Genomic DNA, 25,791 nt, shown 5'->3' with positions numbered 1-25,791 from the left:
AACGCGTTTTAGGATTTTTTTTAGAAATTCCATTTCTGAATTGTTAAATACCCGATTCAATTTGTTAAAATTTCACTTAAATTTTAGTTAACTTGCACTCTCAATTCACCTTAAAAAATGCAAAATTCTTACACAGTAATCAATGCTTCCGCAGGCTCAGGGAAAACCTATGCCCTCGTTCAAAAGCTTTTGATGATCTGTCTTCGGTATCCTTATCAGCAACATTCCATAAGAAATATTCTCGCACTGACTTTCACGAATAAAGCTGCCAATGAAATGAAGGAAAGAATTTTATCCTGGCTCGGAAATTTCTCTGCCGCTGATTTTGCCGGAAATGCCGACCTGAAAAACATTCAGAAAGCATTTGAAGAAGAAGGATTAAAAATTACAATCGATGAATTGCATATCCGTTCCAAAAAACTTCTGGATTATATTCTTCATAATTATTCCACATTAAATATTGGAACTATTGACCGTTTTAATTCCCGTCTGGTAAGGAGCTTTTCTTATGAACTGGGACTGGCTAAAAATTTTAATCTTGAAATTGAGGCAGAGCCTTTCCTGATTGAAGCCGTAGATAAAATGCTTGACCAGATCGGGGAAAATGAAACTATTTCTAATTCTTTCATGGATTATGTAGATTACAGCCTTGAAAACAATGAACGGATCAATCTTAATAAAAGCCTTTATGATTCTGCAAAAGAATTTGTAAAAGATATTCATTATGAACATCTGAAAAACAATAAAAGTTTTGATGATGCCAATTATGAAAATATAAAAAACACGATCCGTAAAGAAATCGTCTTTAATAAAAAACAATCCCTGGAGCTGGCTGCTCAATCAATCGAGTTATTCAGATCCAGAAATATTGAGATTGAAGATTTTGCCCAGGGAAAAAACGGGATTGGAGGATTTTTCACCAAAGTCTTAGATTTTTATCAGCAGAAAAGACCCGGTTTTCCTTTTCCAACGACTCAGGAAGAATCTGTAGTCAATAATTACAGAAAAGGAGCTTCGGCCAAATCAAAAAGCAAGGAACCTGATATTTTTGAAATTCTGGATCAGCTCCTGGTTAACAGGATGAAGCTTATCCTTTTATATATTGAAACCCAGAAAAAAGAGAAAATCTTATCTGCGCTTCTTCCGTTAAAAGTAAATAAGGACATCCAGGATGAATTAAAGAAAATTGAGGAAGAGAATGACCTGGTTCTACTTTCTAAGTTCAATATTCTTATCAACGAAAACCTCAGAAACGAACCGTCTGCCTTTATTTATGAGAAAGTAGGCTCCCAATTCCAACATTATTTTTTTGATGAATTTCAGGATACTTCCGAGCTGCAGTGGCAGAATTTTATTCCGTTGCGGGATCATAGTATTTCCACAGATGGTACTTCCTTCACCTTAGTTGGTGATCCTAAGCAGAGTATTTACAGATTCCGGGGTGGCGAAAGCAAAATCATGCTGGATATCATTAATAAAAATGAAATCTCCCCTAAAGAAGCTGAACTTCTCGTTTTAAAAGACAACTGGCGAAGTGCAACCAATATTGTACAGTTTAACAATGAATTGTATCATTATCATTCCCGCGAGCTGCAGGAAGAGCACCAGAACATTTTTGGCAGTGATGCGGAACAGAATCCAAAATCTTCCATTGCAGGGCGCGTAAAAGTGAACCTCATTGAAAACCTTACCAATGAAGATTTTTATAACGACAGCTCTGAGCGGATGCGAAAAGATATTCAGGATTGCCTGGATAACGGGTTCAAATTTTCCGATATCACTATTCTCTGTCGTGGAAATTTTGACATCTTCAGTTATTCTCAGAAGCTGGGAAATTTAAAAGTCAATTATCAGGGTGAGGAAACCGGTATCAAAACCATTTCCGATAAAGGATTAACCCTGGAACTATCCCATACTTTACAGGCCGTCATTGAATTCTTAAAATGGGAAACCAATCCTAAGAATAAGCCTAATTTAATCATGATGATGTATCACCTGAATAAATTGGGAAGAATTAATATGGCCGATTTTACATTGGAAATGAAGACTGTTCTGGATATTGACTCTCATGAAGAAATTTTACAGTTTATCCGGCAGACTTATAATTTACAACTTAAACAGGATCATTTTCCAAGATTTAATTTATACAATTTTGTAGAATATTATATCAATGAATTTTCGGTTGGAAATAAAGAAACCGATTTCCTTTTAAACTTCCTTGAAATGCTTTTCAACTTCACTCAGAATGCAGGAGCAAGTACGAAGGAATTTCTGAAATACTGGGACGAAGAGGCATCTACTTATACCATTCAGGCATCTGAAAATATTGATGCTATACAGATCATGACGATTCACAAAGCGAAAGGGCTGGAATTCCCGGTCGTTTTTATTCCGATGATGAATAAAAACCGCGACAGTGAGTTTACAAACTGGTTTGAAACTGCTGATAACGATGCTTTGAAATCTGTTAATATTAATCAGTTCAGTAAAAACCTGGAAGTTTATGATGTAGAAATCGAAAAGTTTAATAAACAGAATTCTTATAAAAACCTTATCGACAGGCTATGTCTGCAATATGTTGCCACAACGAGGCCCGTTGAACAATTGTTCTTTTATATTCAAAAACAGAATAAAACTTCAAATAACCTCGAGCTTCTGGAATTTCTCCAGACGAAAAACACTGAAAACGCAGATGAATTTGATTTATATGAAGTGAATCCCGGGATGTTGAGAAAACATTCAAAAGATAAAACATCAACATTTAAAACAAAGGATATCAAAACCCTGAAAAATATTGATGAGAAACGTACTTCGATCAAAATTGCAACACCATCCAAAAACTATCAGGTCCGGAATGAAAAAGTAAGAACGGGGATTTTCGTTCATGAACTTCTATCCAAGATCAATTCTAAAAAAGATATTAAAAAAGTACTTGAAGCGTATGTATTGGAAGGTCAGATCACATTAGAGGAAAAGAATGAAATTCAGGAAACCCTGCAGCAGATCATTACTGCTTATTCCGAGTTCTTTGATGAGAAATGGGAGGTAATCAATGAAAAGGATATCATGATTTCTGAAAAAGGAGAAAGCAGAATCTACAGGCCCGACCGTATTTTGAAAAATAATAACGAATATATTATTGTAGATTTTAAGACCGGTGAAGTGACAGAAAAGAATGACCGGCAGATAGAAAATTATAAGAACGTTCTTGAGAGCCTTGGCAGAAAAGTGATCAAAACCCAGCTTATTTATTTATAATTTTTTAAAAATTCCTTTGATACAAAGCTTTTGTATCAACTCCAAAGTAAATGATATCGTAGAACTACGACACCAAATCGTAGAATTACTACACGAAATCGTAGAAACACTACAAAAAATAAAACTTCTATCTAAAAATTTTTATATCACCGCGAAGAGGTATACATTTGCTGTACAATCACTCAATTATAAAATATTAACGATTAAAATTTACAAATCATGGCAGCAAATTCAAGAGGAATTTTAAAATTCAACGGTGGCGAAGGTCAGAAACTATTAAAACTTAATTATAGTGTATCAAGATCTACGGACGTATCCGGTAGAGTAGCATCTGATCCGTCAAATGCATTAATCAAAATTACAGTGGAAGCTACAGAAAAATCTGACATTCTGGAAAGCTTACTAAACGGAAAGTACAAGCCTACAACAGGTGAAATTACATTCAACAAATCTCACGAAGAAGGTACTTTAATTACGCTTAAATGGGAAAACGGATATGTAATTCAGCATCAGGTAGATTTTGATGCAGTTGACGAAAACAGCATGCTGATCAGCTTCGTAGTAAGTGCTGAGATAATCGATTACGGTTTAGCTTCTTATGCAGGTATCTGGCCTGGAGGAGGTAGCAATAACGCTTAATTTTTGCACCCGAACAATTATAAAAAGATCATCCTCTGGGTGATCTTTTTATCTCTTTAGACGAAACTAAAAATTAAATCAACTTTATTCTTCTGTTATAAATAATTTAATTCTTGTATAAAATATATTACTAGAATTTTATACTGATTTCATTTATCTATAAAAGTCGTAATTCTACTACAGTTTTTCAAATTTAACAATTTTCATCTCCGGCAGATCGAAAACATTTCTAATTTTAGTGATATAACCACAAAAACATAAATATGAAAAATAGAACAACCAATGCAGATAAAATTGCAGAAAATCATATTGCAGGGGTTCAGCGTGTGGTGAAACTTGATATTGTGATCGAAGGCAAAATCATTAAGCATTTCAAGCATTTCCGCTTACTGCAAAGCATAAGAACACACCATAATTTCGAACTTACACTAGCTCATGATTCTTTAGGAGACATTCAAAATCATGATTTGGAACAGGCCCAACAGTTTCTGGGAAAACGTTTAACAATTGTATTTAAATATAAGGATGCAGAAAATGAAAGTCCGGAAAGAACTTTCGTAGGACTTATCACACAGGTAGCTTTCAGCCAGGAAAAAATGAGTCTGGGTAATATTGTTCTGAAAGGACAAAGCCCGACTATTCTGATGGATTCAGCTCCGCATACCCAGAGTTTCGGAGGAGAACAGCCTGTGAATACCTCCATTATTGCCGACAGAGTGATCAAAGAGACCTTAAACGCAGGTAAATTTGATTTTAAAATAGATACCCAGAATCAAAGCTATATTAATTACAGCGCTCAATACAAAGAAACCCATTATAATTACCTGGCCAGATTAGCTGAAACTTACGGCGAGCAGTTTTATTATGATGGCGAAACCCTTTATTTTGGAAAATTACCTCCCAAGGAACAGCCGATACGTCTTGTTTATGGCAGCAATGTGAGTGATGTATGTGTAGCAATGAAGGCACAACATATAAAACCTGAATTTTTCGGGTATAACAGCAGCAACCACACAAAATTGCTGAGTACGTCCGCAAGCATCAAACACCTGGGCCAACTCGCCGCAAAAGCTTACAGCCTTAATGACGATATATATAAAACCCGATCACTAACGCCATCCCCTATTAATGCAAACATGTCTTTAAATGTGGATGACTCTCAAAAAAGTGCAGCAGGGAGTGCAGCTGTAGAAGTTTTTACCGTTTCAGGATCCACATCAGTTCCTTTCCTACATCCCGGCTGTGTTGCTGATATGGAAATGAGAAAGCCTAATACCAACCAGACTTCTTATTTCACCAAGCTTATGATCACAGAAGTTTCTCATGAGGTGAACACAAGAGGGGTTTATACCGGTTCATTTGAAGCCATTGCAGAAGGAACAGGTTTTATCCCTAAACCGGAATTTGTAACGCCAAATGCAGAACCACAGATTGCCACCGTCATTTCCAATACCGATCCTTTGAATCAGGGACGGATACAGGTACAGTTTGACTGGCAGCTGAATGACACTACCCATTTTATCCGAATGATGAGCCCTGATGCCGGAGGAACCGATATGATCACTCAGAACAGAGGATTTGTTGCCGTTCCGGAAGTAGGTGATCAGGTGATGGTAGGTTTTGAATATCACCATCCGGATTTTCCTTTTGCTATGGGTGGAATGTTCCATGGCGCTGTAGGTTTAGGTGGTGGTGTCAACAATCACATAAAATCTATACAAACCCGAAGCGGCAATAAAGTCATTTTCAATGATGCCGAAGGAAGTATTTATATAGAAGACCCAAGCGGCAATACTTATTTTATGGATGGAAAAGGCAGCATTATCGTCAATGCTCCAAAAGACATGACCTTTACAGCAGGGAATAACATAAGAATGTCAGCAGGAAATGACATCACTTCCATTGCCGGCAGCAATATTTTCTCAACGGCAAACGTCAATATCGTTTCCAATGCCGGGGTCAATATGGTAGATACCGCGGGAAGAGACCTTCTTCAGACCGCAACAGGTAATATCCATGAATCTTCCGATATGAGAACGGAAATTTCTGAAAACGAAAGAAATATCCAATCCAAGAAAAGCGACTCCTATGCTGAGAAAGTAACGGTGGTAAGCACGAAAGAAAACATGGTTTTACAAAGTGAGAAAACCGTAAAATCTCAAAGCGGAGAGCAAGGAAATTCACATTAAAAGTATTGACATGGCCATTGTAAAAAAAGCTAATAACATCAATATTCAGGTGAGTAATAATTATACTGCTCTTTGTAAGGTTTCTCATGAAGAATCTGAATCGGTAATTATTGAAGCTACCAAACAAAACCTTGAATTATCCAGCCAGAAACGTGCAATTCTACAGGGTTTCGGAAAGGACGGTAAAGGCGATGAAGGATGCAAAGAAGGAGTCATAAAAGTCAGCCAGAAACTCATCGGAAAAGCTAAACGAGAACCCGGATTCAATTTTGACGGAACAAAAGCCGAAGATATGTATTTCGCAGATAGTCCGGCATCTTCAGCATCAATAAAGAACGATCCTGTTTTTAAGCTGGATAATGCAACCTTAGAAGATTATCTGGATCGGCTGATGACCTCATTATCCATCGGAGATATGGAAACTGTTGCATTAGAAATGTCTGATCGTTTTAAAAAAGGAACCGGCGGAATATATAAAAGTGAAACCCTTAATAAAAAGATAGCTAATAATCCCGCCTTTACAACTTATCATAATGCATTCCTTACAGAGCTGAAGCAAGGACTGAAAAAAAATAATTATGATCCCTCTTCAATGGAGATTATTTCTATGAAGCTTTTAAATTTTTCTTCACTCTGGGATAAGGTTTCAGGCTTAGGAATTACCGTACATCAGGTATGGAGTGCAAAGGCGGAAATACTGGATTATTCTTATAATAAGTGTACAAAAATGTGGAGCGGAAAGCTTAAGTATACATTTTATGATCATTTCGGACTGGATTGGGATGATATCGTAAAACATGGAGAGGATAGAATTCCACAATACGTTACCGGTGATTACTTTAAAGCATGGTATATCCTGCAACATTATAAAACGGCACAACCTTTCATTACAGAAATGGAGCGAAGTATAAATTTAAACGGAAACTCCGATAAGGACTAGCTTAATCATGAAAAATCTAATTATTTTATTTACATTATTTGTGGCATGTATCCAAAACAAGTCGGAAGACTTCCAGTTAAAAGCTTTATCTCCCATTACCCATGAGTTTAAAGCAGGTGAATATAAGAATAGAATCGACTATTTTTATATCGAAGGAAATTTTTCATACAACATTCCAGAGTATGAAGAATTAAAAAAGAAAATTGATGAAAAAACAGCAACTGTAAATACAAAGGATTACCGTTTGTATTCAGTCTATATTTACAAAGAAACGGATGTCATCAATCAACAATACAAAGGGGGAAAAGAAGGTCTGGACGGTCATAACCGGGATCTTACCGCTTATGTAAGATACAGTGAAGGAAAGGCAGATATTTTTTACATTACCGAAAAAGGTAATGTAGTATATGATATGCTTTCCGGTAAGAAAGAAGACTTTGAGTTTGATCAATAACGCATAAAAAACACAATACGATGGGAACAGGCGTAATATTTGACAAGAAATCTGCTATTTCCAGAAAAGGAATAGAGCCAACTCAGGTAAAAAAAATAAAAATTATGACTCCGTTGGATAAGGGGTCCAGAAATGATAACACCGGAAAGTATTTTGATCAGGAAGGTATGATATTTGGCAAAACCTATACTTTTCAGGTGGAATCCTATACCAACGGAAGCCCCAAAGATAAAAAGCTCATCAAATGGAAATATAAATATCACAGTCTGACTCAAAATAAATGGATTGAAGTAAATTCCAGTAAAACCGGAGACACCTACAGCATCTATATGAATGAAAAGGATATTTGCGGAAGAACTCTGCATGTTATGGCCTATATAAATGATGAAAAATCAGAAGGATATGAAAAAGTATGGCATCATAACAGGTTCAGATGGTTTGACAGGCAGATTGTATATAAACAGGCTGAGGACAGAGCAAAGGATCCATGGAAAATCAACCAGGAATCTTCTTCACTTTGCGGAATGGCAGCTTTATATTATACTTTAATAAAAAGAGATCCGAGCCTATATTTAAAAATAGTAAAAGAATTATTCAGGACCGGCGAATGTAAGTTGAATGATTTTGTTATTAAACCCCACGATGAAGCATTAAGCATGTACAATATGGATCCCAGAAGCTCAGATTACCGAACAGTAAGTATGCCTTATGTAGACTGGATCGTATTGGCAACAACAAGAAGCCGAGAATCATTTTTCTTTGATAATCTGGTTTATAAAGGAGTCGAAAAAGGAAACATGGATATGATTAAAGCCGTCAATTGGCCGGAGATGATGAAAAAAATGACTCAAAAAGTAGCAGGTTATACTAATGTCAATATAGTAGGACTTAGTAAAATCCTGATACAACAAAAGAAAAGGCCTCTTGGCGGAAGGATCTATGATGCATTCTCTGATTCAGATTTCCAGCATTTAAAAGATATGCAGAGCAAATATGAACAGGGTCATAAAATAATGATGATGATAGATTCTAATATGATAAAAAATATAAAAAGCTATTCATACTCTGATATATTTAATAACTCACATTGGGTTGTTTATGAAGGAGGATTAACTTTTTATGATGAAAAAAATAATGTAACGACAGATTTTGATGAGGTTAAAAATGTTTCTTTTAGAATTTATACCTGGGGGTACAATCCTCATGACAGCTATAAAAATGAAGAAAGTAAAACTCCGACCCCAAGTAATAAACTGTTAAATCCCGATTACAAAATATCAGGCAATTGTTTTAAATCTACTTTCTATGGATATATTGAAGCGTACTAGTGTTGTATTCATTCTCCTTTTTTTAACCTCATGCTTTGGGGATAACGTTAAAGAAATGGATAGTCAAAATTTCTCATATATTGAGATTACAGATTATCCTTTAAATAATGAAAATGGGAAAAATGCAAAATTAATATTTTATAAAAAAGGATCTGACTTTAAAGAGAAAATAAAGGAATACAACGATTTTTCTTTTAACTCGTATATTCTTAAAAATACAACAGGCAAAGTATTAAATATTAAACTGAACTTTGATAACAGTGCTCCTATTAATAGTGATATGGAACTAATTGTGGATCAAACTTTTTATTACCGGTTTAAAGATATATCCGTTAAAAAAGACACTTTAAAAAAAGCTAATATACTGGGTAATGACCTCTACATCCATAAGAATATAAAAGCTGTTATCAACGGAAAAGCCATGGAGTTTAATGAATATAAGATTCATGAAAGCAAGAGCATACAACTCCCATTTTCATTGGCAAAAAAATTATAAAGTATAAAAGTTAATTTTTAATAGTAAAGAAAAATCCCATTTCATAAAAAATTTCATGTCTCAATCTCCTATACATATATTTCCTACCTCAACCTATTTTATACAGGACAAATGCACTGTGAAAATCGGGAAAGAGCAGTATGAGGCCCTGCTCTCTTATACCATTTATATAGAAACCGGAGATGATGACCATTATGATGTATCGATCAACAGGACTAATTTAAAAGTTAATAATCAAAAAATAGATACCAAATTTCTTGAAGTATCAAACAGCTACATGGATGCCCTGTTTCCTATTCATTGTAAAATAAATAATTACAAACTGTCTATAGAAAATATAAAGGATATCCGGAAGCGGATTAAAGAAACCGATTCAACAATACGTTCCATATACAGCGGTGATGGGATAGATCATATCCGAACTCAGTTTTCTAACTCTACCGGAACTGATGAAAATCTTATACAATTCATAAAGCAGCTACACTTTATGAAACTGATGGAAATCAGTATGCAGAAATTCAGCAACAAAAGGGAATATGATACTTCCTGGAAAGTGCTTCCCGTCGGAATATCTGAATGGAAAGGAGAAACCAATTATCAAAAAGAAAAAAACACATTGTCTTTCGAACCGAAAATAAACAATGCCCAGGAAATAATGGATGACATCATCAGATACATCCACAAATATGAACACTACGTCAATTTTGATGAAGAAGAGCTTCCGCTCTACGCAGATCTTAAACACAATATAACCTATACAGGTAAAACAGGACGAATGGAAACAGCCGAAACTGACATCTGTATAGAGGTAGAAGATAAGTTTTATTACCAGCACCAAATAACACTACAAACAAAATAATAAAATGTCAGTTCCCTATACAGTTCAGAGCGGAGAAACGTTTCAGGATATAGCCACGAAACTGGGTATAAAAGACTGGACAAAACTCAAACAATATCATACCCGGCAGACCGGACAACCGGTTTCCGATATTCCTTATGCCGGACTCACGCTGATGACTCCTACTCAGGAAGAAATTTATGAAATGAATGGTGAAACTCCTCCACCCGATCCCGCTGAAGAGCAAAAAAATGCAGAGCAAAAGCAAGGTGAAGAAAAGAAAAAAGAGGAAGACAAAAAGAAAGAGGAAAAATCATCCAAAAGCGAACATGACGGAAAATATTTTGTAGTTCATAATGCAAAATGTGTTTGTGACAAAGCGCAAAACCCCAAACAAACAGCTGATCTTCAGGTAACCAGCCATAAAATTATTGTCCTGAATGATGATCAATCCAAACTGGCTGCAACAGAAGCAGATAAATCGTTCATTCCTCCGGTTGCCACTTTTGGGAAATGCACTCTAAAACCTACAGCAGGTGGTTATCTGCCCTGTGCCCTAGCTCCTGGTAAATGGAGTAAAACCTATGAGAGTACTCAGGTAATGGGCAAAAACACCCTCACGGAAATATCTGAATTAGAATGTACAGTGGGTGGAAAAATTACAATTGATAAACATGGGCAGACCGATTCAGTAAGCAATGCTCATGCAGATAATACCAATCCATTGGAACTTTCAATGGTCAATCCAGCTATAGAACAGCCCAGGAAAAAAGAAGAATATCCTGTAGTAACCTCCATTTCAATGACCGGAATTGAAAACAGGGAAAATTTTAAAGAAATAGATTCTAAAAATAAAAAGGAAATTATTTATCTCCGTAAAGACGAAGAAGCTTCTTTTAAAGCCAATTTAAAAAGCGGAAATAAACAACTTACCTCATGGATGATTTACAGCGATCATCAGGGAAAAAAGGAAAACAGACTTTTCCTGAGAGAGCAGATCGGTACAGAGTTTTCACAGAGTTTTGCCAACACCGGGACGTTCCGGATAGAAGGATACGGCAAACCGAAAGATCCTGATTTTGAAAAAGGAAAATATGATAAATGTGATCCCTCCTGTTCTTTAGATGTTGAGGTAGTGGAAAATACCCTCCAGAATATCGAATGTACATCCGGTGATTTCTCGACCCGTATTGACCCTTCCAAAAACAGAAAATTCAGACGTGGAGTCCCATCCGTTTTCAAAGCAAAATTTTTTCTTCCAAATCTTACCGAAGATGAAAAATCAAGATTAACCATGACCTTAACTGATGGAGATGGGAATGTCTTAACAGATGGAATTCAAACCGGCGAAACACTAACATTTACACCCAAAAATACCAAGGCAAAATATACAGTCATTGCTAAATACACCAATGATAACGGCGATATCATAGAAAAAAAGATGTCCGGAGAATCGGAAGGTAACGCCGTATTAGGAATCAGTCATGGAGCAGAAGCTATAAGACCAGGAACACCTATGTCTTTCAGTGTTTCCAAGATGAAGTACAACATAGGGACAAATAATTCTTATGATGTCACTCCTGATGAATCTTCGGAGATCAAATGGAATCTTAACGATGTATTTAAAGGGAACGGAAAAAGCATTACCTTACCGGGAAGTGAATTTATGAATCCCGGCAAATATATCGTTGAAGCTTACAGCAATGTTGCCAACGCATTTGGAAAAGGTGCCAAAAATGAAGAAGACGACTGGCATTTTGAAGTAAAATATAATATCGTTACTGAAATTAAAGCCGGAAAAAAAGCAAGAACAGGCTCAGAAGTTCCGTTTGAAATCAGTAAAACAGCTTTAAACGGGTATGATGCCACAAAAGACGGACCGATTACCTGGAAGATAACAGGCCCAGCCTCAGGAACAGGAACCGGAGAAAAGTTTAGTTATAAATTTCTCCTGCCGGGTGAATATACTATAGACTGCCTCATGGGCGGAAGATCTTCACAAAACCCATTAAAAATAAAAGTTGTCCAACCGAAAATTCTAGTGGATACTTCTAAATGGATTGACAATGACGGAAATAGCGGCAACGTTATAAAAGAAGCAGGATATGGACAGGAAGTCTGTGCGTTTGTAAAATATGAAGGAATACAGGGCGAAGAAGTAACATTACAGGTCTACGATAATGATAGTAACGGCATTAATCTGGTACACAATATAACAGGAACCCTGCCTGAAAATACCGGTGGAGTCTACTGGCCTTTCACCTTGGATAACAGCATAAAACTGAAAATTGAAGCGAAAGGATTAACGAAGAACGGAAAACTGCATTTCAAGCTGGTTCCCAAAGATGCTGCATTGAAAATAGTCAATGGTGAAAAATCTTTAGGTGAATACCTGAAAGTAAGCAGCGTCCCTAAAATTGTGGATGCCTATTTTTGTGATGCTGCAGACACCGAAAAACTTTACAATTCGCCAATAGATAAAGCTTTATATTTGAAAATATATGCCATTAATATGGTGGATAAAAAAGTGGAAGTGCATTTCATGACAAAATCTGACATGTACTTCGACGTTGCATGGAATCCAAAACAATGGAAAGACTGGAAAGATGTAAAGGAAAAGTTCTCCAAGGAAACATTCTTTTACAAAACAGACGGAACGATCAATAAAAAAGGAGAACTGATTGTAAAAGTAGATCCCTCTAAACTTGGAAAACCCAAAAACTATTTTAAAATATCCGCCGTTATAAAAACTACAGAAGGCGAAGGAAAAGATGTCAAAGAAAGAGCAGCTTATCTGGATCATTCTGAAATGGCTATCCTCTATGCAACCGCTACTCTTCCTAACATGGCTGAGAATAAGGGGGCTGTGAAAGTGGGGAGGGAACAATTAAATGGTGGAAACACAGGATGTATTTGTAAAGAGAAATATAAAGAGCTTGTTTGGGGTGAAAAAGTAAGTTGTGATTTTAGGAAAAAAGTTGTTCAAATTTGTAGTGAATTATGGGGCGAGAGTAGAAAAATGGAAATGGCAAATGGATTAATGGCTGTTATGAAAGTTGAAACAAGTGGCTCCTTTAAAGCTCATCAAATTATGGGTAAACCCTTAAAAGCTGTAAATACAATTACTAAAGATGATTTTTGGTTAATAACTAAGGATAAAAAAACAGGAAAAGAGAAAAAAACATCTCGTGCTGTAGGATTAATTCAGTTCACACAATCTGCATTAGAAGCCATTGGAGAATTTACATCTGGTAGCGGTTTTGATAAACTCCATGATGTCAAACTTAATTTTGCTAAAATGGGAGAAATTAAGCAATTAGATTATGTGAAAAAATATTTTGAAGATTCTAAGGATAAAATTAAAACACCTGAAGACATTTATCTGCATGTTTTTGCACCAGCAGGTGTAGGCAAAAGTGATGATTATGAACTTTATAAGGAAGGATCAACTGAATATACTCAAAATAAGAGTGTAGATATCGAAAATAAAGGAAAGAAGTATGGTGATGATGGAGTAATTCAACGAGTAGAAATTCTACAAAGATATAGAACAAGTATCTCTGAAGGTTCAGCAAATAAAGTCAAAACATTTACTTGTGGAAATTCGGGAACACAATCCAATAATACTGGTACCTCTGGATTCTACATCTATAAAGATGGCAAAATTAAATATATTCAGGCACAAGATTCTATTGCATACTACGTGCAAGTAAAGGAGGGATCAAATGATTTTGTAAAAGTGAACACCCTTACCAAAAACTCTTTTGGATTAATTAAATTTCCTGATTCGGGAAGTGGATTCAATAGATATGGTACAGTAGATACCGGAGGGAAATCTACTATAGAAGATGTTGGCGCAGGAGATCATTATCTTTTACCTGAAACTGCAGCTGCATTATTTGGTATCGTTTCAGAAGTAAAAGATAAAAATTGGGAGATCCATTTTGGGGATATGTCTTCTGAAAATGGAAGTGATCCTACAAGCAGTCCGTCAAAAGCGGGCTCTCATCATGCAGGTCATGGTCATAAAGGAAAACAATCAGGATTAAATATTGACTTTAGATACCTTAATAAAAATGGCGTGAGTTTTCAAGGTTTAAGCAGTTCAACATCCTTTGATGATTCAAAAAATGAAGAATTTTTCAAAATAGCCTTTAAATACGGCTTCAATAAAAATTATGCAACTGGTAAAAGTTATTCAGGCGTAAATTCAAAAGTAGGTGGCCATTATGACCATGGACATATTGGTGCCTTGTCTATAACGTTTGAAACTGTTGAAAAAGTAGACGCAAATATTGTCCAATAAAATCAAAATTATGTTTATAAAAATATTTTTAGCCTTATCCATTCTATCTTGCAGTAGCGAAAAATCAAATAATCATCTTATAGTTGATAATAAACCTAATCAAATAAAAGAACAAAAGTCAGAAACGGTAAAAACTGGTTTTATTGTATTAAAAAACACCTACGATCAAAAAAAAATATTAACAATATACAATTTAGATAAATCAAAGTGGAAATCATTTTATTTTGATGATGATTTTAAATACGATGATATTGATCCATATACAATTAAACCTGAAAATATTTTATTAGTATTTAAATGTATAGGAAAAGAAAATGGATATTACAAAGTGATTGTAAATGAGAATAAGAATACCATAAAATATATAAAAGAATCAGATTCGAATTTTAAGTTTCAAACGACTGAGGAACATATATTAACCGTATTTTCAGTGGATTTTAATGAAAAAGAAAATCCTTTAAGATCTGCTCCAGATGATAAGTCTCAACAATTTTCAAAAAATAAAAACAGCTTTTATTACCCAATTAAAACTAATGGCAATTGGTTAATGGTTGAAGATGATAATAAACAAAATTTTTGGATAAAATGGTGTAATAATAAGGGTAAATTAATTTTAGAATTATATTATGATGCATAATAAAAATATTAAAAAATGGATATTTGTAGTATTATATTTATTTTTAGTCAGTTGTAAGACTCATGATGAAAAGAAAAACTATTCTATCAAACAATCAGCTTCTGAAAATGCCAAACTACTTGACTCTAAATTTCAGGGAGAATTTTCATCAACAGTAGAAACTGAAGAAACAACGTCCGGTACCGCCAGTATCACATATCATTTCAATATAAAAAATAATGTTGCAGTTTTAACTACAACTACTTACCATGAACCTATCAGGTGTAATGGTAATTATATGGTTGTTGAAAATAATAATAATAATTTTTTAGAACTATATTATTCAGGCAGTGAAAAAAGCTGTAAATCAAAAAATCCTAATTTTACCATCAAAAACGACAACAATACCTATTTCATTAAAGGGTTGGGTGGAGAAGCTACATTTAACGAGTGGATAAAACTATCAAAAAGTAAGGGAAAGTGATACATCTATAACATTTAAGTAATATTCTTTTCATTTTTTTACTCCGATAAGGCAGGTAAGATATACAATCATCAGAAATATTTTTCAGATATTAAAAAAATTTCAGCATCAAATTGCACAATACTTTTAAATGACTAAAAGACTATCATACATATTGCTCATATTTTTATCATGTGCAATCTCATGCAAAGACATAAAAACATTCAATAAAAATAACAATGCAATAAAAAAGAATATTGTTGTAGACACAATAAATTTAAATAAAACAGCTTCATCCAATTTGCAGAGAAATAATATTGATAAAAAATGGTATGGCATTTATAAAACAAGGTTCGATTATGGAAAGATTGGTGGAATGAATGCAGGATGGGATTTAAAAATTAATATAAATAGTGAAAATATTACCGCATCAGGAAGTGGTTATCAAATAGGGTTTAAAGATGAGTTAACAGCGACTGTAGAAGGAAATAAATTAATACTAAAACATAAAAAAACACTGGATGGATACTCTCTTGGAGAAAATATGAATCCTGAATTTACCTTAATTGAAGATAATGATAAATTTTATGTCCGATCTGAATGGATAGATTCCGATATTATTACAAAACCCAAGAAAAATGGATTTATCATTTCAAAAGAAAATTTATAAACAAAATCATATTATATACAAATAAAAAACTCCGGACCATATCCGGAGTTTTTTATAAAGATAAAATCCTTATTTATTCTTAAGCTGTTGCATTCGGAGTAAATACTCTCTGCGCCAGTTCCTGATCAAAAAGATATAATGCTGAAGGGTTATCGCATACCATTCTTATTTTAGTAACCAATTGAGATGCGCTTGCCTCTTCTTCCACCTGCTCATTAATGAACCATTGTAAAAAAGAAGTTGTTGCAAAATCTCCTTCATCATTAGCATTTTTCACGATGTTAAAAATACTTTTTGTTACTGTTTTCTCGTGTGCCAATGCCTTTTCAAAAATATCCGTTGCATTTTCAAACTCATGAGGGGGTTTTGCAATCTCTCCAATGATGATTTCTCCACCTACATCATTTAAATAATCAAACATTTTATCTGCATGCATCAGTTCCTCTTTACTCTGAACTCTGAAATAGTTGGCAATGCCATCAAGATCCTTACTTGAAAACCATGCAGACATTGAAAGATAATATTGTGCGGCGTATTGTTCGTGGGCTATTTGTTCGTTAATTAATTTTGCAATTTTTTCGCTTACCATAATAAAAAGATTATATCCAAAATTACGGAATTAAACCCCGAATTCAAAAAATTTAATGAAATTTAATACAAAAAGGACGGAAATATATCCGCCCTTCACACATTAAAAAATCAAAATTATAAACTATTATTTCGCATCCGGAGTAGCCGTGTTCATTGGCTTTTTCATCATTTTTCTTTCCTTCATTGCTACTTTTCTCTGCTCCATTTTTGCCTGTCTGTCAGCCTGCCATTTGTCATATTGTTCCGGGCTTAAGATTTTCTTCATATCAGCATCCATCTGAGCTCTCTTAGCTTTCATCTGCTCCATTTTAGCTTGTCTTTCACCCTTATTCTTGTCAAATTCCGCTTTCATTTCAGCTTTTCTTTTAGCATGAAGATCTTTAATTTGAGCCACCTGATCTTGATTTAAGTTCAGGTCTTTCTGCATTTGTGCTAAATGCTCCTGCTCTCTCTGTTCCATCTTCTGCTGCATTTCTGCTCTTCTTGCCTGTTTGTCTTGCGGAGTTGTTTGTTGTGCCATGGCAAAACTTCCCATTCCGGCTAATGCGATTGTTAAAACTAACTTTTTCATTTTTTTTAAATCTTTAATTAATTGTTATACATCTTTTTGATTATTAGTTAAAACATAAGTTAAATGACAATATTCATAAAAAATGTTAAATTTTAATATTAAAAACACAAAAAAAGAGCAGATTATAAAAACCTGCCCTTCACACCACTTAAATATAATATATGAAAATATTAATTCTTTGCTAAACCTTGTCTGAATCCAGAACCCCGGTTATCATTTCTGTTGTTATTCTGCTGTCTCGGAGCAGAATTTTCATTTTTTTGCTTTCTGAAGCCACCACCGTTTCTCATTCCATTATTATCATCTCTTCTTTCCTGGCTCTTATTATTTCTGAAGCCTCCTTCGTTTCTAGGACGGTTGTTATTGTCATTATTCCATGAATTTCCTTTTCTGAAACCGCTGTTATTGCCATTTCTTACCCCATTATCAGAATTACCGCGGAAATCTTCCTGTTTTCTGAATCCTCCATTATTTCCCTGGTTACGGTTGTCATTTCTGAATCCTGAATAATTTCTGTTGGAAACCACTTGTAAAGTAGGATTATCCTGACGACGGAATTTAGATCTGTCAACCCTGTAAATATTGATATTCACACTTCTGTATCGTGGCATTACCCTGTATCTCGGAACATAATATGTTCTTCTGTAATTCTGGAAATACACAATCGGACTTGATCCGTGGTAGTAATTGTTTTGGAAAACCACAAACAATCTTGGTCCCAAAATTCTTTCCATAGCATAATATCTGTCATAATACCATCTGTCCGGATTGTATCTGTAGAAATTATTCCAGGAAGAAAAACTTGAGTACAAATTGTTCAGATACAGGATCTGATCAATTTGCCAACGGTTTAACCTGTTTTGGGCAAAGAAAACATTCCAGTTGATATTGACAATACTGTTTCTGTAATCGTTATAATAACTCTGGTAGTAATCACTCGGATAGTAATCCTGAGGATAATTATAGTAATAATCATCAGGGAAATAATTCTGATCGTCGTCATCACTGTAATATCCGTCATTATTTCCGTATCCGCTGTCTCCCCAGCCGTTGTTTGGATATTGCTGCGCAAATGACAAAGTCGCTATGCTCAGTGCAAATCCTAAAAGTATCTTTTTCATCTCTATAGTCGTTAATTGGTTAAATATAGCAGAATATCTCTATTCTAATTCTTTGATATAAATAAAAAAAAGAAGTTAAATCTTTTGATCAAACTTCTTTTAAAATATCGTTAATTAATTGATAATCAGGCGTTAAATTATTAACTTCTTCCACTATCTTTCACCCAATTCTTTATTTTTTGATTAAAAACAGTCTTTTGTTTCAGGTCTTCCAGTTTGATATGCATTCTGTAACGCCAATAATGAGGAAAAACTGCAGGGTTATTGATCCTTTCATTATCCAATTTTTCATTGGTAAGTTCTTTATCTGTCGCTAAAAATTCCTGAATCGGGAAAATGGCAAGCATTGAATTATTATAAAGATGCTGTTTCATAATAATTTCAGCTAAATGCGTATCCAGATCTTCGGGAGCTTTCCCGTACTGAACCAATTGCTGGTTAAAATATTTCTGTATTAATGCAGGTTCTTCTTTCCACCATTGTCTCAGCGTAGAGCTGTCATGCGAAGAAGCCGTCACTACATTAAGGTAACCTGCATTTTTAGGATTATAAAAAGGAATATCATCCGAAGGCATACGCTGAACCTTTAATGCAATAATTGCCAGTTCATCCATTACTGCAGGCACACAATCCGGAACCATTCCTAAATCTTCCCCACAGATCAGCATTTTAGTAGCATTTAAAATCATCGGAAGTTTTTCCATTGCTTTTTCATACCAAAGATGATCCTGTCTTCTAAAGAAATAATCATGGTATAAATCATAAATTGCTTTTTTCTCCCAATCCGACAGGTATTGATACGATTCTGTTTTATAGACATTAAATCTCGGGTGGTAAACAATTTCCCCTTCTCTTTCCTCCGTTAAAAATAAAACATTGGCACAAAGGGAAATCAATTGATCTCCTATCTTTCCATGAGGATTTTTCTTAAAGTAATCCGAAAGCTTTCTCTGCGTATCAAACTCTTCTTTAAATGAATAAGTTCCGTTAAAATTATTATCGATAAACGGTAAAGCCTTTTCTTTTTCTTCCCCGAAGTATTTCCAGAGAATTTCATCATTGATAAACGGTTTACAGTACCTGTTAAAATCAAACGGAATATTCCAGGCTTTGAACTCTTCCGTCACTACAGGTACAGCAGGATAAAAATAGCCTAAGATTCCCTGAGTAGCAGAGATTGGCATTCTCCATATTCTGAAGAAGCCTAAAATATGGTCTATTCTCATCGCATCAAAATACTGCTCCAGTGCTTTGAACCTGTTTTTCCACCATCGGTAATCATCAGCCTTCATCGCTTCCCAGTTGTACGTTGGAAACTCCCAGTTCTGGCCCAGTTCCGTAAACTGATCCGGTGGTGCTCCCGCCTGGAAATCCATCCCGAATAATTCAGGCTCAGTCCATGCTTCCACAGAATATCTGTAAATCCCGATAGGCAAATCTCCTTTTACGGAAATTCCCAAACTGTGGGTATAATCAATGGCATCCTTTAGCTGCTTATGGAGCTGGAACTGTACCCAGGCGTGAAGCATTGACGTCTCATAATCTTTATTTTTCGGCGAGAAGAATGGTGAAATCTTTCCTGCAATGTATTTTTTATGCGTTTTCCACTCATTGAAGTTTGGGGTTTTATACTTATCCCTCAACACGCAAAAAGCAGCATAAGGAACCAGCCAGCTTTCATTGTCTTTGATGAACTTCTTAAAATTTCTGTCTTTATATATTTTTTCTTTATCAGCGTTAAAAACGGCTTTCAGGTATTTCCACTTTCCTGAAATCATTTTTTCATAATCGATCAGCTCCAGGGAATTCAGTTCTGTCTTTTCAGCCTGATATTCTTCAACTAAATCCTTCGGCAATGAAAAATCAAGATTTTCCAGGGAGATATATTGCGGATGCAGCGCATACACGGAAACTGCAGCGTAAGGATAAGAATCCGTCCAGGAATAATTGGCAGTCGTATCATTAATCGGAAGGATCTGAATAATTCCAAGATCGGTTTCATTCGTCCAGTCGGCAAGCTTTTTCATATCCGAAAATTCACCTACTCCAAAGCCGTCTTCACTTCTCAAAGAAAATACAGGAACCGCTACTCCTGCATCGTGATACATCTGATATAATTTGAATTTAAAATAGTGATTGGAAACAATCTGTAAAACATCTTTCGACAGATTGGGAACTGTAAACCTGTTCTCTCCGGTTTCAACATCAATTACCCTTTCTTCCTTTTTATCGTAAATACAGTATTTAAACTGGATAAATTCATTCTCAGGAATTTCAACAGATGTTTCCCAGATTCCAAAATCGGTTTGGGATAAATGAATCACTTTTTCATAATTCCAGTTTCCTAAAGACTCCGTACTTCCGAACAAAACAATTTTCCAGTCAGGATTATAAACCGGAGCCTCAATTCTGAATAAATGGCTATGCTTTTTTAAAACCGCATTTTTTTCAGGAACAAATTGGTTTAGCTTATTGTAAAGAATTTTATTGTTCAGATAGTTTTCAGGAAAATTTTTATTATTCCATTCATCATAAATGATAAATTCTTTATAGTTATGAGGAAAGTTAAGATGATGAAGTACAAATTCTTCTCTGAGAATATTTCCTCTCTCATCTGTAAGCTGATATTTATAAGAAAGTGATTTTGAAAAATAATCCACTTCACATTTCCATAAACCGTTTTCTGTGCAAAACATTTTATGGCTTTTGGTTACAGCTCCCTCTTCATTTACAACCAACTGCAAATATTCTCCAATTTTCGCACTGTAGCCTATATTAAAGTATAGCTTCATTTATATTTTTTTATAAAAGTACATTTTAATCTCGAAAAATAAAACTTATTGAATATCAAATATTCATTAAAAAAACCTTCTCAAAATTTTCGAAAAGGTCTTAATTGTCAACAAAGTTAACGGATTATTTTGTTACAAGAATTTTCTTATTTAATAATATTTTACCTGATTCATCTGTAATACTTACGATGTAAGCACCATTTACCAGATTTTTCAGATATATCTGCTGTTGTAAAGAACCCCCTTTTACAGAAAGATCCTTTTTCATTACGTTTTTACCGGAAATATCAAAAACGGAAAGTTTAAGATTCCCTTTTACAGATTTGTCGTTCACATTGACATTGATAAAGTCTTCATCAACTTTAGTCGGATAGATATCCAGATTCACAAGAGGATTTGCAGAAATCGCTTTGTCATTAGCAAAATATTTACTTGCCAGATCATAAATATGTAAATTCAGATTTCCCGGCAGCTGTTTAGCCTGTAAAGTTTCAAGATCCGTTTCGTATAACGGAGCACCTTTCGCACTGGCAATAACTACTTTTCCTTTGGAATTTACAGCTGCTCCGTTTACCGAATAATTTTCAGGAAGACCTGAAATTTTTCCAACGAATTTTGCTCTTAATTCTTTTGTCAATACTTTAAATACATTTCCGGATGTTGAAAAAACGTAGAAATTATTATCCGCATCAGCAATCATATCTCCTCCAAAACCTGTTTCTATAGTTGTGAAAGAGTTTTTCCCGTTGGAAGCATCATCCTTTATAATTCCAAGATCATTTACCTGATATTGATTGTTCTTTTTACTGATCTGCAAAAACTGGGTTCCTGCATTGTTTACCGCATAGATATTTCCGTCGTATCCGGTCGCCATTCTCGTCATATGAGAATTAATATCACAAGATGTTACCCTTGCCACCGTATTTTCAACCAAAGTAATTTCTTTGGTTTTAGCGTTTAAAACATAAATATTGGAAGAAAACATCGGCATGTAGACCAGGTTATTATTGGATGGATCATAAGCCAATGTTGCCATTGTTGCTGATTGGGAATTGTTGTAAGAATTCCTGTCTTCAATGACTGAAGAATTCCTGAACTGGGAAAATACTTTCGCCGGAGAATCAGCAGCCAGAATAGTCTCGCCGGATGCACCATTTACTACATCAATCGCCCGGAAGTCATTAAAAACAATACTTTGGGTATCTTTTCCGGTAAGTGCGTAAAAATCCTGCTGTGCATAAGCACTACCTCCTATAAACAGCAAGAATAAAGGGAATAAATGTTTTTTCATAATATGTAGATTTTAGATCGTAATTATTTTAGCTTTACTAAGTTACACAATTTTCAAATTGAATCATAAAAAATCTCTACTGTTTGAAAAACATTTACAATAATTTAATTTCTGATCTTTACAGAACATAAGTTTAATAAAAGATCCTTCATCTGTAAATGATAAAAAAGTATAAAAAAACTCCTGCAGGTTTTACAGATCAAACGGATGATGGTACTTTAACATCTGCGTTGTCTGCGAAACCTGCGGGAGAATATAAATTTTGGCAAGTATATACTATTTTACACTCATCATTTTTTAATTAATGCAAAGCTTTTTAAATCCGATTGCTATATTTTAAAAAAAGCAGCAAAGCTGCTATGAAGTATTCTTTTAAAAATCTATTTAAATAGATTAAAAAACTTTGATCATCTTAATAAGTCTGATTCATCATTTTCTTTGCGATAAAAACGATCAAAGAAGCAAGAAAAAATAAGTGTAAAATAGTATATAGTTATCTAAATTTTTTAGTTTTAATTTAAAACGTAGGTTGTTCCGTCTCTTCCATCTTTTAGCTCAATCCCTTCGGCAAGCAGCTTATCTCTGATCTGATCGGAAAGGTCAAAGTTCTTGGATTTTCTTGCCTGATTTCTCAGCTCAATTAAAACCTGCAGTGTCTGATCCAGTTTTTCATTATTGTTTTCTTCAATAGCCTGTAACCCCAACACATCAAAGATAAAGGCATTTAAAGTTGATTTTAAATCTTCAAGATCTTTTGTTGAGATGGTTTCTTTGCCGTCATTTAAAGCAAAAATGAATTTCACCGCTTCAAATATATGAGCGATCAAAACCGGAGAATTGAAATCATCCGTTAACGCATCATAAGCTTTATTTTTCCATTCTTCAAGATTAAATCCTGATTCTTTTTCATCGTTCGGGGTGATTGAGTTTAATACTTTCACCGCTTCCATCAATCTGATGAAACCTTTTTCACTGGCAATCATCGCATCATTGGAAATATCCAGAACACTTCTGTAATGTGCCTGCAGGAAGCAGAAACGTACAATTGCCGGATGGAAAGGTTTTTCAAAGAAATCATTTTCTCCTGTAACCAGCTGCATCGGTAAAATATAATTTCCGGTTGATTTGCTCATCCGTTGAGAATTCATTGTCAACATATTTGCGTGCATCCAGTAATTCACCGGAGCCATATCATTGCAAGCTTTTCCCTGGGCAATTTCACATTCGTGGTGTGGAAATTTCAGGTCCATTCCGCCACCGTGGATGTCAAATTTTTCACCCAGATATTTCGTACTCATTGCAGTACATTCAAGATGCCAACCCGGGAAACCTTCTCCCCAAGGTGAGTTCCATCTCATAATGTGAGCCGGAGATGCTTTTTTCCAAAGGGCAAAATCCTGTGGATTCTTCTTTTCTCCCTGACCGTCAAGATCACGGGTATTGGCAAAGAGCTCTTCGATATTACGTTTTGAAAGTTCACCGTAATTCAGGCCTCTTTTATTGTATTCAAGGACATCAAAGTATACGGAACCATTGCTTTCATAAGCAAAACCTCTTTCAATTAATTTTTGAGTCAGCTCAATCTGCTCCACAATATGACCGGTTGCGGTAGGCTCGATATTCGGAGGTAGCAGATTAAACATATCCAGTACTTTATGGAAATCAACCGTATATTTCTGTACAATTTCCATCGGTTCAAGCTTTTCAAGACGGGTTTGCTTTACAAATCTATCGTTCTCTACATTGCCGTCGTCTGTAAGGTGACCTGCATCTGTAATATTTCTTACATATCTTACCTTGTATCCTAAATGCATCAGGGTACGGTAAATAAAATCGAAAGAAAGGAAGGTTCTTACATTGCCCAAATGCACATTGCTGTAAACGGTAGGTCCACAAACGTACATTCCAACATTTCCTTCTAAGATGGGTTTAAATATTTCTTTTTCCGCCGTAAGCGAGTTATATATTTTTAATTGCATTTTTTTTAATTAAAAGATTCAATGATTTAAAGATTTAAAATTCAGACAAAATAATTTTCAGCAACAACAAATAATGGTTGTTACGAAAATTTTATCTGAAACTTTTTTAAATTTTATCATTATTAAATTGCTTTTAAGTGGTACTGTAAATGATCTGCATAATCCTGAATGATAAATTCCAGAGTAAACCTCTGCGGCTCTGTTTTAGTCGTATCACAGGTTCTTTGCAGCATTTCATCCGGAATATTTTCCACGGTATGAACGATCTGAAAATTCAAAAATTTCCAGAGACTGATGATTTCCGCAGTCGGAATATTCTGATAATTCTGAGCTTTTACCCAGAAATCCTGATCATAGACAATATTCTCATTTTCTTTATACTGAGTCACTACAAATCTTCTGACATTGGTTAAAGCACTGTCACAAAGATGGCCTAAAATTTCTTTTTTAGACCACTTTTCCGGAGAAATTTTATGTGACCAGTCTTCTTCAGAGATTTTTTCAAACCTCAGAAGTTCCTGTTCAACAATATTTTTAAGAATTTGATAATTCATTCTGTTTTCAATTTAGTCAAATTTGGCATGGCTTCCCACATAATGCAGGAATTCCTGTCTTGTAATAGGATTGGTTCTGAAAATACCGCTCAATTCAGCAGTAATAGTAGAACTCGCTGTATCTTTTATCCCTCTGCAATTTACGCAAAGATGTTTAGCATCGATGATACATGCTACATCTTTTGTTCCAAGAGCTTCTTTCAGCGCGTTTACCACCTGCATGGTCAGTCTTTCCTGAACCTGGGGCCTTCTTGCATAATAATCTACAATCCTGTTGATCTTTGAAAGACCGATTACTTCTCCGTTTGAAATATAAGCTACATGCGCTTTCCCGATAATCGGTAAAAAATGATGTTCGCAGAAAGAATATACGGTGATATCTTTTTCCACCAACATTTGTCTGTATTTATATTTATTGGAAAAAGTGGAAATTCCGGGTTTATTTTCAGGAAGAAGTCCACCGAAAATTTCATTCACATACATTTTAGCTACCCGTTTTGGAGAGTCTTTCAAAGAATCGTCAGTCATGTCTAATCCCAAAGTTTCCATAATTTCACCAAAAAGTTCAGTGATTTTTTCAATTTTTTCCTGTGGTGATTTGTCAAAAGCATCTTCTCTTATAGGAGTGTGTTCGTTTCCTGTAAAAACATCATCGTCGTTATCTGTAAAATCAACCATTTTTATTTAATTTGCAA

20 protein-coding genes are annotated in these 25,791 nt (G+C 34.8%); 12 read left to right on the top strand and 8 right to left on the bottom strand.

Annotated features, from left to right (window positions below):
• Nucleotides 1–117: 117 nt before the first annotated feature.
• The 12 genes from AB8P06_RS03925 (at nt 118) to AB8P06_RS03870 (ending at nt 16,197) form a co-directional block, all read left to right on the top strand.
• Complete coding sequence (locus AB8P06_RS03925) at nt 118–3,258, top strand: UvrD-helicase domain-containing protein (protein ID WP_369838132.1); 3,141 nt, start codon at nt 118–120, stop codon at nt 3,256–3,258.
• A 219-nt stretch (nt 3,259–3,477) separates the two neighbouring features.
• Entirely contained in the window at nt 3,478–3,897 is a 420-nt protein-coding gene (tssD, locus tag AB8P06_RS03920) for a type VI secretion system tube protein TssD (RefSeq protein ID WP_369838129.1), read from the top strand.
• A gap of 263 nt (nt 3,898–4,160) precedes the next feature.
• The gene (locus AB8P06_RS03915) at nt 4,161–6,086 is read left to right on the top strand and encodes a type VI secretion system Vgr family protein (RefSeq protein ID WP_369838126.1); all 1,926 of its coding nucleotides are present in this window, start codon (nt 4,161–4,163) and stop codon (nt 6,084–6,086) included.
• A gap of 10 nt (nt 6,087–6,096) precedes the next feature.
• Nucleotides 6,097–7,026, top strand: coding sequence for a DUF3289 family protein (locus AB8P06_RS03910; RefSeq protein WP_369838123.1), 930 nt, complete (start codon nt 6,097–6,099; stop codon nt 7,024–7,026).
• Nucleotides 7,027–7,033: 7 nt separating this feature from the next.
• Entirely contained in the window at nt 7,034–7,480 is a 447-nt protein-coding gene (locus AB8P06_RS03905; RefSeq protein WP_369838120.1) for a hypothetical protein, read from the top strand.
• Between the two features lie 20 nt (nt 7,481–7,500).
• The gene (locus tag AB8P06_RS03900; RefSeq protein WP_369838117.1) at nt 7,501–8,808 is read left to right on the top strand and encodes a hypothetical protein; all 1,308 of its coding nucleotides are present in this window, start codon (nt 7,501–7,503) and stop codon (nt 8,806–8,808) included.
• On the top strand, nt 8,786–9,304 hold the full coding sequence (locus tag AB8P06_RS03895) for a hypothetical protein (RefSeq protein ID WP_369838116.1): 519 nt from the start codon (nt 8,786–8,788) through the stop codon (nt 9,302–9,304). Before AB8P06_RS03900 ends, AB8P06_RS03895 begins: the two co-directional genes overlap by 23 nt.
• A 55-nt stretch (nt 9,305–9,359) precedes the next feature.
• Nucleotides 9,360–10,163 (top strand): hypothetical protein, encoded by an 804-nt coding sequence (locus AB8P06_RS03890; protein WP_369838114.1) that lies wholly within the window; start codon nt 9,360–9,362, stop codon nt 10,161–10,163.
• A 4-nt stretch (nt 10,164–10,167) separates the two neighbouring features.
• Nucleotides 10,168–14,448: a DUF4280 domain-containing protein gene (locus AB8P06_RS03885; RefSeq protein ID WP_369838112.1), complete on the top strand. Its 4,281-nt coding sequence runs from the start codon at nt 10,168–10,170 to the stop codon at nt 14,446–14,448.
• A 10-nt stretch (nt 14,449–14,458) separates the two neighbouring features.
• Nucleotides 14,459–15,085 (top strand): hypothetical protein, encoded by a 627-nt coding sequence (locus AB8P06_RS03880; RefSeq protein WP_369838110.1) that lies wholly within the window; start codon nt 14,459–14,461, stop codon nt 15,083–15,085.
• Nucleotides 15,075–15,548, top strand: a complete 474-nt coding sequence (locus AB8P06_RS03875) for a hypothetical protein (RefSeq protein ID WP_369838107.1) — start codon at nt 15,075–15,077, stop codon at nt 15,546–15,548. Before AB8P06_RS03880 ends, AB8P06_RS03875 begins: the two co-directional genes overlap by 11 nt.
• Nucleotides 15,549–15,678: 130 nt before the next feature.
• Nucleotides 15,679–16,197, top strand: a complete 519-nt coding sequence (locus tag AB8P06_RS03870) for a hypothetical protein (RefSeq protein WP_369838104.1) — start codon at nt 15,679–15,681, stop codon at nt 16,195–16,197.
• A 79-nt stretch (nt 16,198–16,276) separates the two neighbouring features.
• On the opposite strand, the gene AB8P06_RS03865 is transcribed toward AB8P06_RS03870, so the two are convergent.
• From AB8P06_RS03865 to folE, 8 genes are all read right to left on the bottom strand, one after another.
• Nucleotides 16,277–16,786 carry a ferritin gene (locus AB8P06_RS03865; protein ID WP_369838101.1) on the bottom strand — a complete coding sequence of 170 codons (510 nt, stop codon included), beginning with the start codon at nt 16,784–16,786 and terminating at the stop codon, nt 16,277–16,279.
• Between the two features lie 126 nt (nt 16,787–16,912).
• Complete coding sequence (locus tag AB8P06_RS03860; protein ID WP_369838098.1) at nt 16,913–17,359, bottom strand: DUF4890 domain-containing protein; 447 nt, start codon at nt 17,357–17,359, stop codon at nt 16,913–16,915.
• Nucleotides 17,360–17,529: 170 nt separating this feature from the next.
• Complete coding sequence (locus AB8P06_RS03855; RefSeq protein WP_369838095.1) at nt 17,530–18,480, bottom strand: hypothetical protein; 951 nt, start codon at nt 18,478–18,480, stop codon at nt 17,530–17,532.
• Between the two features lie 140 nt (nt 18,481–18,620).
• Nucleotides 18,621–21,272, bottom strand: coding sequence for a 4-alpha-glucanotransferase (locus tag AB8P06_RS03850; protein ID WP_369838092.1), 2,652 nt, complete (start codon nt 21,270–21,272; stop codon nt 18,621–18,623).
• A 124-nt stretch (nt 21,273–21,396) separates the two neighbouring features.
• The gene (locus AB8P06_RS03845) at nt 21,397–22,563 is read right to left on the bottom strand and encodes a T9SS type A sorting domain-containing protein (RefSeq protein WP_369838089.1); all 1,167 of its coding nucleotides are present in this window, start codon (nt 22,561–22,563) and stop codon (nt 21,397–21,399) included.
• A 512-nt stretch (nt 22,564–23,075) separates the two neighbouring features.
• The gene (gene cysS / locus AB8P06_RS03840; protein WP_369838086.1) at nt 23,076–24,542 is read right to left on the bottom strand and encodes a cysteine--tRNA ligase; all 1,467 of its coding nucleotides are present in this window, start codon (nt 24,540–24,542) and stop codon (nt 23,076–23,078) included.
• Between the two features lie 122 nt (nt 24,543–24,664).
• Nucleotides 24,665–25,096, bottom strand: coding sequence for a DinB family protein (locus tag AB8P06_RS03835; protein WP_369838083.1), 432 nt, complete (start codon nt 25,094–25,096; stop codon nt 24,665–24,667).
• 12 nt (nt 25,097–25,108) lie between these two features.
• Nucleotides 25,109–25,774 carry a GTP cyclohydrolase I FolE gene (folE, locus tag AB8P06_RS03830; protein ID WP_369838080.1) on the bottom strand — a complete coding sequence of 222 codons (666 nt, stop codon included), beginning with the start codon at nt 25,772–25,774 and terminating at the stop codon, nt 25,109–25,111.
• Nucleotides 25,775–25,791: the final 17 nt, after the last annotated feature.

Origin of the sequence: Chryseobacterium tongliaonense, assembly GCF_041224435.1 — a bacterium.
Classification (GTDB): Bacteria; Bacteroidota; Bacteroidia; order Flavobacteriales; family Weeksellaceae; genus Chryseobacterium; species Chryseobacterium tongliaoense.
This window is presented reverse-complemented; position numbering and strand designations above follow the sequence as displayed.